This window comes from Paenibacillus sp. USDA918EY (genome assembly GCF_009870825.1).
Classification (GTDB): Bacteria; Bacillota; Bacilli; order Paenibacillales; family Paenibacillaceae; genus Paenibacillus_AQ; species Paenibacillus_AQ albilobatus.
Genome location: NZ_WTWY01000026.1, coordinates 50,615 through 63,308, shown reverse-complemented (window position 1 = coordinate 63,308; position 12,694 = coordinate 50,615). Strand labels below are relative to the sequence as shown.

The window sequence follows — 12,694 nt, the reverse complement described above, 5'->3', positions numbered from 1 at the left end:
TTCGTTTTCGTCGCCGCCGTTATGTTCAGCAGCAACTTTTATAATATATCATGTTCTGCCCGGTTTTGCAAGCTTTTTTTGAAATTAATTTTTCATTCAAAGTTTTGAAGCTTGCTGGCTCGCAATGTTGCATTGCATTTCCTGGCCGGAATATTAATATAACATGAGTTCAACAAACATGCAAGCACTTTTTATGATAATGATAGATTTAGGGATATAAGCATCCGAGTTTCTATTTTTCGTTCCATACAATAGCTGCATTCATGTTTCGAAATTACTTATATCCCTTTTCGATTATCGCTAACGCCTAGGCCAAATCGTATAGCTGAAACTGATCACAAAGTCGATTCCCAAAATCGCGCCCCACCACATCGGTATTTTCTTCAAAGCTTCCGTGCGGGACGGTTCGTTTACGATCCAAATCATAAGCATGAGCAGAATGACTCCCACAATCCAGGCCAGAACATGCCGGTACCATCCCTCCCTTTCGCGTCGAGCGTGCTCCTTTCCGTGCTTTGGAGCCGGATCCGGTTTCTTTCCTCCTCCAAACCGGTACGCGAATCTCTCATCCGCCCACTTGATCATCCTGTGCCCATACGCCACGGTAACTCCAATATAAACCGCCGCGAGTCCATGCATGAATTCCGCTTTGGCTCCATTCCGCAAATCGATGATCGTAAATATAAGAAGCAGCAGATCAACAACTGGAGTGGCAACCAGCAAGACACCTCCGACACGCTTCCATCCAGCGATATACCTTGCGGTTAATCCAGCAAGAACAAGTACCCAAAATGCAACTTCGCATCCTACAATTAAGGCTGCAATCATGGTGATATCATCCTCTCTCTTTTTAGAACGATTGTATTAAAAACAATTTAACACGACTGTGTTAAAAAAACAAGATCGATGTTATACTAAAGACATGCCTAAAATCGTGGATCATGAAAAACAAAGGAAAAAGGTCGCTGAAGCCACCTGGCGAGTCATTCAAAAAATGGGGCTTGATCAAGCTTCAGTTCGTAATGTCGCCGATGAAGCCGGTTTATCCGTCGGCTCGATGCGCCATTACTTCACAACCCATTCGGAATTGCTGTCCTACGCCATGAAGATGGTTTCCGACCGCGTCGGAAACCGGATAACGAACATCGCATTCAGCGGGGATCTTTTAACGGACATTCCTCTCCTGGTCGATGAGATTTTACCCACCGATGAGGAGAAACGACTCGAAATGGAGGTTTGGTTTGCTTTTGTCGTTAAATCGTTGTCCGACAAGGACCTCGCCAAACATCGAATGGAGGTCGATGATGAGCTCAGAACGGTTTTTATTAAAATCATGAATGGGTTAACGACCGCTAACTTGGCTTTGCCCGATCTGGACATCGAGGTTGAAATCGAACGTTTTTATGCCCTGATCGACGGATTGGCCGTTCATGCCGTACTCAGACCGGAGAAGGTAACGACCGACATCATGCGCAGAGCCGTACGCAAGCATCTTCTTTCAATTTGCCGCCCAGCCCCTGCATCAGGTTGAAAACACAAAAAAGGAACAGACGTGAACCAATCACGCTGTTCCTTTTTATTTGATTATAGAAGAAAGCCGCTCGAACTACTCCTGCGTACGGTTTCTCATATGAGGGAAGAGCAGTACGTCGCGGATCGAAGGCGAGTTGGTCAACAGCATCACGAGACGGTCGACACCGATCCCGAGTCCGCCTGTTGGCGGCATGCCGTACTCGAGCGCGTTCAGGAAGTCCTCGTCCATCTCATGGGCTTCGTCATTGCCCTGTTCACGTTCTTTGAGCTGCGCTTCGAAACGCTGGCGCTGGTCGATCGGATCATTCAGCTCGCTGAAGGCATTCGCGTGTTCACGCGCCACGACAAACAGCTCGAAACGGTCCGTGAAACGCGGATCCTCTTCGTTTTTCTTCGCCAGCGGCGAAATTTCAACCGGATGACCGGTAACGAAGGTCGGCTGAATCAACGTTTCCTCCACGAACTCCTCGAAAAACGCGTTCAGGATATGGCCGAAGGTCATATGCGGCTCGACTTTGACGTTATGCTCTTTGGCAAGGCGATGAGCTTCTTCGTCCGTCATATGCACGCCGAAGTCGACGCCTTTCACTTCTTTCACGGCATCTACCATGGATACGCGGCGCCAACCCGGCGCAAGGTTAACCTCATGGCCTTGATAATTGATGACTTGAGTTCCGAGTACCTCCTGCGCAATGTGAGCAATCAAGTTTTCGGTCAGATTCATGATGTCCTTGTAGTCCGCATATGCTTCATACAGCTCGATCATGGTGAATTCCGGGTTGTGACGGGTGGAAATGCCCTCATTCCGGTATACGCGCCCGATTTCGTACACTTTTTCCAGGCCCCCGACAATGAGGCGCTTCAAGTGAAGTTCAATCGCGATGCGCATGTAAAGCTCCATGTCAAGCGCGTTATGATGCGTAATAAACGGCTTCGCCGCGGCGCCGCCAGCGATGGCGTGCAGCGTCGGCGTTTCCACTTCCAAATACCCTTGCGAATCTAAGTACCGGCGCATCGATTGAATAATGCGGGAACGCGTAATGAACGTTTGCTGTACTTCCGGGTTGATGATCAAATCGACGTAACGCTGGCGATAACGCAGCTCGACGTCTTTCAGCCCGTGATATTTGTCAGGCAGCGGATTGAGGGACTTCGCCAGCACCTCGACCTCGCTCGCTTTGATTGTAGTTTCTCCCGTTTTGGTCTTGAACATCGTGCCGGCGATTCCGACAATGTCCCCGAGGTCAAGCAGACGGAACGCTTCAAACGCCGTTTCAGGCACGGAATCCTGACGCACGTAAATTTGAATTTTGCCGCTCAGATCCTGAATGTGGGCAAAAATCGCTTTGCCCATGCCCCGTTTGGCCATAATCCGGCCGGCAACGCGCACTTCGACATGCTGCTCGTCCAGCTCTTCTTTGGTCATGCCGTCATATTTCTGAAGCAGATCCCCGGCATGGTGAGTGCGGTCGTATTTTTTCCCGAAAGGGTCAATCCCGAGACCGCGCAGCTCGTCCAGCTTTCCGCGGCGGATTTGCAGCATTTCGCTAAGTTCAATTTCCTGTTCGTTGTTGTTTACTTCTTCCGACATTTTATCGTCACTCCTTCAATCCTACTGCCTGTCCATCAATGAAAAACAGGGTAATGCCTGGCAAAAAACCGGAGAAAAATGCATTCTTTCCCAGCTCGGCCTGTATATCTGAAAAAAAAGCTTCCTAAAGGAAGCTCTTTCTAACAATCCTAAAGCATGCCGGTCTTATTTCTTAATGTCGATGATTTTGTACTGGATGACGCCCGCAGGAACGTTAACGTCCACGACGGCGCCTTTCTGCTTGCCCAAAATCGCCTTGCCCACCGGGCTTTCATTCGAAATTTTGTTGTTGAGCGGATCGGATTCGGCCGTGCCCACAATGGTGTATTCCATCGTATCGCCGTACTCCATATCCTGTACGATCACGGTCGCGCCTACGCCGACAATATCGGTATTGATCTCGTCGTTGTTGATGATGCGCGCATTACGAAGCATTTTTTCCAGGGTAATGATACGCCCTTCAATAAATGCCTGTTCATTTTTGGCGTCCTCGTATTCCGAGTTTTCGCTGATATCGCCGTAGCCGATGGCTACCTTAATCCGTTCCGCAACCTCGCGGCGCTTGACTGATTTCAGGTTCTCGAGTTCGTCTTCCAGCTTTTTGAGTCCGTCCTGTGTCAGAATGACTTCTTTATCGCTCATCTTAACCGATTCTCCTGTCATGTTAAATAAATTTAAACACGGTTCCATTTCAAGGTGAATATCCATTCATTATGAAATGGAATCGGATTATAGAATGAACTACCCAGCTTGCCTTAGATCAATCTATATTTATGCAAAGTTTGAAGGATCAGAACATCCTTCCGCTGTATTAAGGATAAAGTCGAATTTATACTGAAAAATTATATGGTAAGCATTTCAAAATGTCAATCGCACGCAATATTGTATATGCATGGTCATGAGAAGCGAAATTATTAGGAAACAGCCGTCTCTTCAGCCGCGTGAGCTTCCCGTTCTTCCCGCTCTTTGAGGCCTGCCACAAAATTTTCCAAAATTTTGACCATTTCATCCCGCTTCGTTTCTTCCATGATTTCGTCCTTGATGCGGGCGGATCCTTTAAGCCCCTTCAAATACCAGGCCAGATGTTTGCGCATTTCGCGCACGGCCACCGCTTCTCCGCGCAAGGCGATCAGACGGTCCATATGCAAAATCGCAATCCGGATTTTCTCTTCGCCTGACGGCTCGGGCAACAGCTCGCCGGTTTTCAAATATTCGATCGTCCGGTACAACATCCATGGGTTGCCGAGCGCTCCGCGGCCGATCATGACCCCGTCGACCCCGGTTTGGTCCAGCATCCGGCGCGCATCCTCCGGCGTCACCACGTCCCCGTTGCCGATGACCGGAATCGACACCGACTCTTTAACTTGTTTTATAATATCCCAGTCGGCGTGGCCGGTATACAGTTGCTCGCGGGTGCGTCCATGAATGCTGACGGCTTTTCCTCCCGCGCGTTCGACGGCTTGGGCGTTTTCGACGGCATAAATATGGTCGCTGTCCCAGCCTGTGCGCATTTTTACGGTTACCGGTTTTTCCACCGCATCCACCACGGCCGCTACCATATCATAAATTTTGTTCGAGTCGAGCAGCCAACGGGCGCCCGCGTCGATTTTGGTCACTTTGGGCGCAGGGCAGCCCATGTTGATGTCGATAATGTCGGCATTCGTTTGTTTGTCCACGACTTTGGCGGCTTCCACCAACGATACCCGGTCACCCCCGAAAATTTGCAGGCTCAGTGGTTTTTCGCGCTCATCGACAAACAGCATTTCCTGCGTGCGCTGATTGCCGTGCACAATCGCTTTGCCGCTGACCATCTCCGCGCATACAAGCCCCGTTCCGAATTCTTTGGCGATCAGGCGGAAAGCCGGGTTGCAGACGCCCGCCATTGGAGCTAAGACGACTTGGTTTTTCATTTCGATATCGCCAATTTTCAGCATTGTTCCATATCGCTCCTAAATTTTATTCAAAATCTATCTACCCGTAACGAAATTCTACTTATTGGCAAGCTCCTCGACCGATATGCCCAGCACCTCCGCAATTTTTGCAAGCGTTCGGTCGTCGGCAAGACGGTTGCCGCGCTCAATGGCCCCGAGAACCGTCAGCGAAATGCCGCAGCCCGATGCCAACTCCTGTTGGGTGTATCCTTTTAACTTCCGGAAGGCGCGGATGCGCTGTGCCAGCTGCATGTTTTCCAAAGCTGTAAACCGTCCTTTCCATCCAGTCTTTCCAAGGCTGCCGATAGAATGGCCTGCAATCCGGAGGTTTCATCCGCAGGCAAGATATCCTTGAGCGGGACAAGGACAAACAAACGCTCCTCCATGCGCGGATGCGGCAAAATCAGCTCCTCCGTGTTTTCCCTGCGCCCTTCCATCCAAATCAGATCCAAGTCGACGGTCCGCGGGCCCCAGCGGATATGCCGGACGCGTCCGAGTTCTTTTTCGATTCGCTGCATGACATGCAGCAGTCCGTAAGCATCGAGCCGGGTGCTGACCCGAACGGCCATGTTCAGAAAAAGGGGCTGGTCCACATACCCGACAGGTTCGGTCTCATATAAATTGGAGCATTCGAGGACGGTAACGTCCGGCGACCGGTCGAGACGCCGCACCGCTTCCATTAACGTCTCTTCCCGGTCCCCTAAATTGGCCCCTAAAGCAATATAAGCCTCTGATGGCTCAGAGGTGGATTGTGCGTACATGGCGGATTCTCGCTTTCTTGTTTTGGGATATTAGCGGAAACGAAAGGCGTCAAACGTCCAACCTCCGCTAATTCCTCGTTCTGTAAAGCTCCACGGTGACGCCCTGAAAATGGATGTCAAAGGGAGGGTGCGGTTTGGTCACTTTGACCGTCAATGCATCGATACTAGTATAAGTGTCCAATAACAAGGATGCAACACGTTCGCCGAGCGCTTCGATGAGGCGGAAAGACTCGGTCTCAACCACTTTTTTCACGATTTCGTGCACTTCGGCATAATTTACCGTTTTGCTCAAATCGTCGTTTTTCCCCGCTTCCCGCAAATCGAGCTCCAGCTCCAAATCGATATAAAAACGTTGGCCCAGCTTGCGCTCTTCCTCGAACACGCCGTGGTACCCGTAATATTCCATCCGATGCAGCTTCATTTTATCCATAGATCGGTCGAACCTCCGTTTTATGTTATTTTACCCTTATCGTATCCGGCGAGGCATACAGCATCGCGTCGCACATATCTACGGTCCGCTTGATTGGTTTGATGTCATGGACACGCACGATTTGGCAGCCTTGGGCGATGCCGAACGCGACTGTGGCGGCCGTGCCTTCCACGATATCGTCGACCGGGAGATCGAGCACCGTACGGATGAATTTTTTGCGGGAAGTGGCCAGCAGCACCGGATATCCGATTTTCACCAGTCTGTCGAGCTGCGTCATAATCCGCAAATTTTCCGGCAGGTTTTTCGCAAAACCGACACCCGGGTCCAAGATGATCCGCTCTCCCGAAACGCCGGCTTTCAGCGCCAATTCGACGCTTTCCTCCAGATCCCGCACGACGTCGGCCGCAAAATCGCCGTAATTCATATCATTCCTGTTATGCATCAATATCACCGGGCAGCCGAGTTCCGCCGCCGCTCTCAGCATGTCGGGGTCCTTTTTGCCCCCCCAAATGTCATTCATGATATGGGCCCCCGCCTTGATCGCCTCCCGAGCTACCTCTGCTTTATACGTGTCCACTGAAATCGGGATATGGGGAGCGGCGCGGTGCAAGGCTTCAATGACCGGGATGATCCGGCGCAGCTCCTCTTCCGCAGGCACCGGCTCGTAACCCGGGCGCGTCGACTCGCCGCCGATATCGATCACATCCGCACCGTCCTCCACCATCTGAAGGGCGTGCCGAACCGCCTGCTCGGGATCGACATAGCGGCCTCCATCGGAAAAGGAATCGGGGGTCACGTTCAAAATGCCCATAATTTTCGTGGATGCACCAAGCTCAAGCACCGCTTCGCCCATCCGATATGTCCGTTCATAGATTGTCGTTTTCATGATAACCTCCCGTTCGCTGCCGGTACAACCGCAGCAGTATATCCGTTACCGGTCCGATTCGGCCGCCGCTAATGACGAGCGCCGTGCCGGTTTGATCGATCAGTGAAGTGACGGGCACCAGCTCCTGAATGGAGGTGGTCAGCCAAATTTCGTCCGCTTGCATCAAGTCTTCCCAAGTATAGAAACCTTCCTCACAGCGAAGCCCTGCAGCGGACGCGAGCTCCAGCACCAAACCGCGCGTAATGCCTGGCAGCAGGCCGCAGGCCGTATCGGGTGTATAAAGCCCGCCGTTTTTCGCGAAAAAAAGATTGCTGACGATCCCCTCCGAAAGGTAACCGTCGGCGCTCAGCATCAAGCCTTCGGCATGCAGGCGAACCGCTTCGGGGTCGGAGGAAAGCTCCCTTTTCGCCAAAATGTTGTTCATGTAATGCAGCGATTTCAAACGGACCGGACCTTCCGGCGTATTGCGACGGGTATTCAGCAGCTTAAGCGCCTTGCCATGGGTATACAGCCTCTCCGGCGGCTCAGGCAGAGGTTTGGCCATCAACACGGTATTCGGACGGCTATACATCCCTGCAGGCAGGCCAAGCACGTCTTCTCCCGCACTTACCGTATAACGGATATAAGCCTCCTTCAGACCGTTGGCCTGCATGAGTTCGCCGATCCAATCCCGCAGCTGCCGGGTATCCGGAAGGACGGAAGCGTCAATGCCCAGCGTTTTGCAGCCCTCCGTCAGCCGGTCCAAATGCCTTTCCAATAAAAACGGCTTTCCGCTATAAGTCCGGAACGTTTCAAACAACCCCATGCCGTATAAAAAGCCGTGATCCATTACGGAGACCACGGCAGCAGAAGCATCCATACTTTGACCGTTTAGCAGAATCCGATTCATACGCCCGTCGTTGCCGTCCGCTTCAAGAAATTGCGGAGCATCTGATGTCCATGGTCGGTAATGATCGACTCGGGATGAAATTGGACGCCTTCGATCGGGTATTCCTTGTGGCGCAGCCCCATAATTTCTCCCTCTTCCGTCTCCGCCGTAATTTCCAGGCAGTCGGGCAGGGTGCTGCGTTCCACCAGCAGGGAATGATACCGCGTCGCCGTAAACGGGGACGGCAGTCCCTCGAAAACGGACGTTCCTTGATGCAAAATAGGAGACGTTTTGCCGTGCATCAACCGCTCGGCGCGGACGACCTGGCCTCCAAACGCCTGTCCGATCGCCTGATGCCCGAGGCACACGCCGAAAATCGGAATCTTTCCTTTAAAATGCTCAATGGCCTCGAGGCTGATTCCCGCTTCGTTCGGAGTGCAAGGCCCCGGCGAAATCAAAATATGATCGGGAGCAAGCGCTTCGATTCCCGGGATGTCGATTTCGTCATTGCGGTATACTTTAACCTCTTCCCCCAGCTCCCCGAGATATTGAACCAGGTTGTACGTAAAAGAGTCATAATTGTCGATCACCAGAATCATGCTCTCATCTCCTTTTCACGCCGGGCCGGTCCCTCAGCCGCTTCCTTTTCGCTCAAAAGGACGGCCTTGACGACGGCTTTGGCTTTATTATGGCACTCGCGGTATTCGCGGTAAGGCTCGGAGTCGATCACGACGCCCGCACCGGTCTGGATCATGCCGATCCCGTCCGAAACGACCAGCGTTCTTATGATAATATTTAATTCCAAATTTCCATTATAGTCAATCCAGCCCATCGAGCCCGTGTAAGGCCCTCTTCTAACCGGCTCCAGTTCTTCGATAATCTCCATCGTGCGCACCTTCGGCGCTCCGGTAATCGTTCCGCCCGGGAACAACGCGGCGATGACGTCGAAAGCATCCTTGTCCTGGGCTAGCCGCCCCTCTACCTGGGATACCAGATGCATGACGTGGGAGTAATGCTCGACGGTCAATAGTTCCGGTACTTGTACCGTGCCGTAAGCAGCGACCTTGCCGATATCGTTGCGCTCAAGGTCGACCAGCATGACATGCTCCGCGCGCTCCTTTTCGCTGCCAAGCAGCTCCGCAGCCATTGCCTCGTCTTCATCCTTCGTACGCCCGCGGCGACGCGTGCCTGCAATCGGACGGGCGCTGATGGTGTCCCCCTGGCGCTTCACCAGCAGCTCCGGCGACGCGCTCGCAAGGCTGAATCCGGGAGAACGAAGCAGACCCATATACGGGGAGGGATTCAGCAGCCTCAACCATTCATAGATCCGCTCCGGTTCGGATTGCAGCTCCTGTTCCTGCCTAAGCGACAAGTTAACCTGAAACACGTCGCCCTGCCGGATATAATCTTGAATCGCCGAAACCGCCTGTTCAAAAGCTTCCTGCGTAAAGGCGCTTTTCATCCCGGGCCATTCGCCGGAATCGAGCTCCGGGGGAGCCTCGGCCATCCGCCTTTGCCGATGCAGCTTCTCTTCCTCAAGCTCCGCCCGTGCCTGCGCCGTAAACCGATCCCAACGGTCAAGCATCGCTTGGGCCTTTTCTTTGGCCGCTCCATAAGCCGCTTTCAGGTCGGTTTCTTTCGTTATCGTCATATGGGCCGCGCAGGCCAGCTTTTGCTTCTCATGGTCGTAAATCCAGATTTCATCGAACAACATCCAAAGATAGTCCGGGATGTCCGGCTGATCCGCCGCGATTTGCGGCAGCGTTTCAATGAACCGGACGACATCGTAACCCAGAAAACCGACGCATCCTCCAAGGAACGGCGGCAAATCGGCCGCAATGCCCGCCCTTTCCGCAGGCGTCGGGGCTTGGTACGGCTCCATCCAGCGTTTGATGACTTCAAGCGGAGAACCTGCCGTATAAGCGGTGCCGCCTTTCAGAAGATCCGTTATCCGCGCCTGCCCGCCTTTTCCCTGCAAAACCGATACAGGCTTCAACCCCAAGTAAGTGTACCGTCCATCCTTGCCGCTTTCGAGGACGAAGGAATACGGAGATGCCTGCTCCCAGGCATGCGACCAGGAGGCGGGCAATCCGCCTTCGTTTGCCTGGAATGACGTTTCCAGTACAAATGGAAGGATCGTGCAGCCCTGTCCGGCCCACCTTTTCCAATGTTCGATTGTCATCATACTTTCCCCGTACATCGCTTCATCCCTTTCGCTGCAAAGCTTGCTATTGGTTGTCAGTATACTTGCCCGCTTCCTTTTTGAAAAGGCCTTTTCCCGTGTTTTTGTTGGAAAACGAAGCGTTTTTTAAGAAAAATGTCTATCGACGTACTTTCATAGAAGACAGACCGCGCTTAGCGGAAATTTTCCTTGAGATCCAAGGAAGCCGTCGCTTCGAAGCTTTTACTCTCTTATATCATAAGAAAAACGTCTATCAACGTACTCCCTCCGATATCATCAAAAAACCCTGCCGCCGTTTGACGGCAGCAGGGCTGATAGCTCCCAATTAACCTTCGAAATTGTAAAGCGGGGTGCTGAGGTAACGTTCGCCGTTGCTTGGAATGATCACGACGATCCGTTTACCTTTACCGAGTTCCTTGGCAACCTTTAGAGCGGCAGAGACCGCGGCGCCGGAAGAAATGCCGGCAAGAACGCCTTCTTCTTTCGCCACGCGACGCGCCGTTTCAAAGGCTTCTTCGTTCTCGACATGGATGATTTCATCATAGATTTCACGGTTCAAAATATCCGGAATGAAGTTCGCGCCAAGGCCTTGGATCTTGTGCGGACCCGGCTTGCCGCCGGCCAAAATTGGAGAAGCCGCAGGCTCGACCGCCACGATTTTGATGTCAGGGAAACGTTGCTTCAGCACTTCGCCTGCGCCGGAGATCGTTCCGCCCGTACCGATGCCCGCAACAAAAGCGTCCAGCGTGCCGCCGATCGATTCGATCGCTTCGACGATTTCCGGACCCGTCGTTTCGCGGTGGATTTTTACGTTGGCCGGGTTTTTGAACTGCTCAGCCATGAAATAACCCGGGTTTTCCCTTACGATTTCTTCGGCTTTTTTAACGGCGCCGTTCATGCCTTCCGCTCCCGGGGTCAACACCAGCTCGGCTCCGTATGCGCGAAGCAGGTTGCGGCGTTCCAAGCTCATCGTTTCCGGCATGACGATTACCGCTTTGTATCCTTTAGCCGCAGCGACCATGGCCAGGCCGATTCCGGTGTTGCCGCTTGTTGCTTCCACGATCGTGCCGCCCGGTTTCAGCGTGCCGTCTTTCTCGGCTTCCTCGACGATGCTGATGGCGATCCGGTCCTTCACGCTTGCGCCGGGGTTCTGGTACTCAAGTTTCAGGTAAATTTCCGCGCTGTCTTCCGGAACCAGACGGTTCAAACGAACAAGCGGGGTGCTGCCGATCAATTCAGTAACATTGTTCACGACTTTAGCCATAGTAAAAATCCTCCCTTTTGAACGGTAAAATTCATTTTAAAATGTATGCGGATTCAGTTCGTGCGTCTGGCTGTAAAAACCGATTTTATATCCGAGTAAATAAGTAGGTATTTAGTACCTTTATCTTAACAACCTTCCATTCGAATGTCAATATGAACCACGGGAAGCCGCCGTCATTCCCCAAAATAATCTTAAGGAAAAAACTTCGGCGCAAAAAAACAAACCCCGCTATATGGAATCCTCGGTCCATACGGCAAAGGTTTGAATAACATGCTTTATTTTCCCCCTTTTTCCGGGTTTTTATCCGTGACGACGTTTGCTCCGTATTTGTCGCGCAGCTGCGCCTCCAGCTGTGTCAACGGAACGGCCTCGTTCAGTGCAAGCTGCTTGCGGACGTTGGCGCGGATCTCCTCGTTCGTTTGCTTTTCGCCCTTTTGGATGTCAATGACTTGGATAACCGCATATCCTTCGTCCTCCAGCTGGATCGGACCGGCGATATCCCCGGCCTGAAGCCCCTTGGCGGTGTCTAGCACCTCTGCCGAAACGAACGGATCGTCTTCCTGGATCCATCCGAGCCTCCCGCCCTGCTGACGGGTAAATTCGTCAAGGGTCAGTTCTTCCGCCAGCTTGCCGAAATCCTCGCCTTGTTCCAACCGGTCCAGCGTCCGATTAGCTTCTTTGCGGGTTTTGAGTTTGATCCAGGCGAGCTCGTATTGCTTTTTAGGCTCAAACTCCTCTTGGTGCTGATCGATATAACGGTCTACTTCCTCGTCGCTGATATCGATATTGACGATGGCGATTTTCTCAAGCTTCAGCTGGTAAGCCGCCTCCTCACGCACGTCGGCCGGGGACAATCCCAGCTGGGCGTACATCGACTGATAATAAGCATCCACCGACTCGTACCCGGCTGCGTCCACTTTGACCCTTTCCGCGATCTCCTCCGGCGTGACCCGGATTTGCAGCCTGTCGGCTTCCGCATTTACCGCCTTCTCATTCAGCATCTGCAGCAGCATCTCGTGTCCATGCGTCCGCTTCAACTCTTCTATCCACTCGTCCTCCGTGATGAACTGCCCGTCGAAAAGAGCAACGGCCTTCGCGCCGTTATGCTCTTCTTCCGGTTCGTGCGCCGCTTCGGCCGGCTTCAATCCGCGGATGACGATCAGGCTCCCCATAACCAACACGCCCGCTGCCAAAATGATGACTGCGGCCCATAGCGCCTTCTCTTGTCTGGTCATCATCCCATGGTCC

Annotated in this window: 15 protein-coding genes; 2 read left to right on the top strand and 13 right to left on the bottom strand. The window is 52.6% G+C overall.

Going from position 1 to position 12,694, the window contains the following annotated elements; translation table 11 throughout:
- Nucleotides 1-300 precede the first annotated feature (300 nt).
- Nucleotides 301-828 carry a hypothetical protein gene (locus tag GQY55_RS29380; RefSeq protein ID WP_160045471.1) on the bottom strand — a complete coding sequence of 176 codons (528 nt, stop codon included), beginning with the start codon at nucleotides 826-828 and terminating at the stop codon, nucleotides 301-303.
- Between the two features lie 94 nt (nucleotides 829-922).
- On the opposite strand from GQY55_RS29380, the gene GQY55_RS29375 reads away from it, so the two are divergent.
- Nucleotides 923-1,531 carry a TetR/AcrR family transcriptional regulator gene (locus GQY55_RS29375; RefSeq protein WP_160045470.1) on the top strand — a complete coding sequence of 203 codons (609 nt, stop codon included), beginning with the start codon at nucleotides 923-925 and terminating at the stop codon, nucleotides 1,529-1,531.
- A gap of 75 nt (nucleotides 1,532-1,606) precedes the next feature.
- Here the strand turns inward: GQY55_RS29375 and lysS are convergent, their stop codons facing one another.
- From lysS to GQY55_RS29325, 10 genes are all read right to left on the bottom strand, one after another.
- Nucleotides 1,607-3,124 (bottom strand): lysine--tRNA ligase, encoded by a 1,518-nt coding sequence (gene lysS, locus GQY55_RS29370; protein WP_160045469.1) that lies wholly within the window; start codon nucleotides 3,122-3,124, stop codon nucleotides 1,607-1,609.
- Between the two features lie 165 nt (nucleotides 3,125-3,289).
- Nucleotides 3,290-3,766 carry a transcription elongation factor GreA gene (gene greA, locus GQY55_RS29365; protein ID WP_160045468.1) on the bottom strand — a complete coding sequence of 159 codons (477 nt, stop codon included), beginning with the start codon at nucleotides 3,764-3,766 and terminating at the stop codon, nucleotides 3,290-3,292.
- 272 nt (nucleotides 3,767-4,038) lie between these two features.
- On the bottom strand, nucleotides 4,039-5,058 hold the full coding sequence (gene dusB / locus GQY55_RS29360; protein WP_160045467.1) for a tRNA dihydrouridine synthase DusB: 1,020 nt from the start codon (nucleotides 5,056-5,058) through the stop codon (nucleotides 4,039-4,041).
- Between the two features lie 54 nt (nucleotides 5,059-5,112).
- Entirely contained in the window at nucleotides 5,113-5,316 is a 204-nt protein-coding gene (locus GQY55_RS29355; RefSeq protein ID WP_160045466.1) for a helix-turn-helix domain-containing protein, read from the bottom strand.
- Nucleotides 5,268-5,816: a 2-amino-4-hydroxy-6-hydroxymethyldihydropteridine diphosphokinase gene (gene folK / locus GQY55_RS29350; RefSeq protein WP_160045465.1), complete on the bottom strand. Its 549-nt coding sequence runs from the start codon at nucleotides 5,814-5,816 to the stop codon at nucleotides 5,268-5,270. Before folK ends, GQY55_RS29355 begins: the two co-directional genes overlap by 49 nt.
- Before the next feature lie 67 nt (nucleotides 5,817-5,883).
- Complete coding sequence (folB, locus tag GQY55_RS29345; RefSeq protein WP_160045464.1) at nucleotides 5,884-6,246, bottom strand: dihydroneopterin aldolase; 363 nt, start codon at nucleotides 6,244-6,246, stop codon at nucleotides 5,884-5,886.
- Between the two features lie 25 nt (nucleotides 6,247-6,271).
- Entirely contained in the window at nucleotides 6,272-7,132 is an 861-nt protein-coding gene (folP, locus tag GQY55_RS29340) for a dihydropteroate synthase (protein ID WP_160045463.1), read from the bottom strand.
- Nucleotides 7,113-8,021: an aminotransferase class IV gene (locus GQY55_RS29335; protein WP_160045462.1), complete on the bottom strand. Its 909-nt coding sequence runs from the start codon at nucleotides 8,019-8,021 to the stop codon at nucleotides 7,113-7,115. The genes folP and GQY55_RS29335 overlap by 20 nt, the downstream gene beginning before the upstream one ends.
- The gene (gene pabA, locus GQY55_RS29330; protein ID WP_160045461.1) at nucleotides 8,018-8,599 is read right to left on the bottom strand and encodes an aminodeoxychorismate/anthranilate synthase component II; all 582 of its coding nucleotides are present in this window, start codon (nucleotides 8,597-8,599) and stop codon (nucleotides 8,018-8,020) included. The genes GQY55_RS29335 and pabA overlap by 4 nt, the downstream gene beginning before the upstream one ends.
- Nucleotides 8,596-10,182, bottom strand: a complete 1,587-nt coding sequence (locus tag GQY55_RS29325; RefSeq protein ID WP_236575945.1) for an anthranilate synthase component I family protein — start codon at nucleotides 10,180-10,182, stop codon at nucleotides 8,596-8,598. The genes pabA and GQY55_RS29325 overlap by 4 nt, the downstream gene beginning before the upstream one ends.
- 107 nt (nucleotides 10,183-10,289) lie before the next feature.
- Here GQY55_RS29325 and GQY55_RS31685 point away from each other — a divergent pair, with 107 nt between their 5' ends.
- Nucleotides 10,290-10,511: a hypothetical protein gene (locus tag GQY55_RS31685; protein WP_236575944.1), complete on the top strand. Its 222-nt coding sequence runs from the start codon at nucleotides 10,290-10,292 to the stop codon at nucleotides 10,509-10,511.
- Here the strand turns inward: GQY55_RS31685 and cysK are convergent.
- Entirely contained in the window at nucleotides 10,508-11,446 is a 939-nt protein-coding gene (cysK, locus tag GQY55_RS29320) for a cysteine synthase A (RefSeq protein ID WP_160045459.1), read from the bottom strand. The two genes, GQY55_RS31685 and cysK, sit on opposite strands and share 4 nt — an antisense overlap.
- A 275-nt stretch (nucleotides 11,447-11,721) precedes the next feature.
- Nucleotides 11,722-12,684, bottom strand: a complete 963-nt coding sequence (locus tag GQY55_RS29315) for a peptidyl-prolyl cis-trans isomerase (protein ID WP_160045458.1) — start codon at nucleotides 12,682-12,684, stop codon at nucleotides 11,722-11,724.
- Nucleotides 12,685-12,694: the final 10 nt, after the last annotated feature.

Excerpts from the sequence above, each read along its gene's own strand:
- greA (WP_160045468.1), bottom strand. The coding sequence starts at position 3,766 with ATGAGCGATAAAGAAGTCATTCTGACACAGGACGGACTCAAAAAGCTG.
- folP (WP_160045463.1), bottom strand. The coding sequence starts at position 7,132 with ATGAAAACGACAATCTATGAACGGACATATCGGATGGGCGAAGCGGTG.
- lysS (WP_160045469.1), bottom strand. The coding sequence starts at position 3,124 with ATGTCGGAAGAAGTAAACAACAACGAACAGGAAATTGAACTTAGCGAA.
- folK (WP_160045465.1), bottom strand. The coding sequence starts at position 5,816 with ATGTACGCACAATCCACCTCTGAGCCATCAGAGGCTTATATTGCTTTA.
- GQY55_RS29335 (WP_160045462.1), bottom strand. The coding sequence starts at position 8,021 with ATGAATCGGATTCTGCTAAACGGTCAAAGTATGGATGCTTCTGCTGCC.
- cysK (WP_160045459.1), bottom strand. The coding sequence starts at position 11,446 with ATGGCTAAAGTCGTGAACAATGTTACTGAATTGATCGGCAGCACCCCG.
- GQY55_RS29315 (WP_160045458.1), bottom strand. The coding sequence starts at position 12,684 with ATGATGACCAGACAAGAGAAGGCGCTATGGGCCGCAGTCATCATTTTG.
- GQY55_RS29325 (WP_236575945.1), bottom strand. The coding sequence starts at position 10,182 with ATGACAATCGAACATTGGAAAAGGTGGGCCGGACAGGGCTGCACGATC.
- dusB (WP_160045467.1), bottom strand. The coding sequence starts at position 5,058 with ATGCTGAAAATTGGCGATATCGAAATGAAAAACCAAGTCGTCTTAGCT.
- folB (WP_160045464.1), bottom strand. The coding sequence starts at position 6,246 with ATGGATAAAATGAAGCTGCATCGGATGGAATATTACGGGTACCACGGC.
- pabA (WP_160045461.1), bottom strand. The coding sequence starts at position 8,599 with ATGATTCTGGTGATCGACAATTATGACTCTTTTACGTACAACCTGGTT.
- GQY55_RS29375 (WP_160045470.1), top strand. The coding sequence starts at position 923 with ATGCCTAAAATCGTGGATCATGAAAAACAAAGGAAAAAGGTCGCTGAA.
- GQY55_RS29380 (WP_160045471.1), bottom strand. The coding sequence starts at position 828 with ATGATTGCAGCCTTAATTGTAGGATGCGAAGTTGCATTTTGGGTACTT.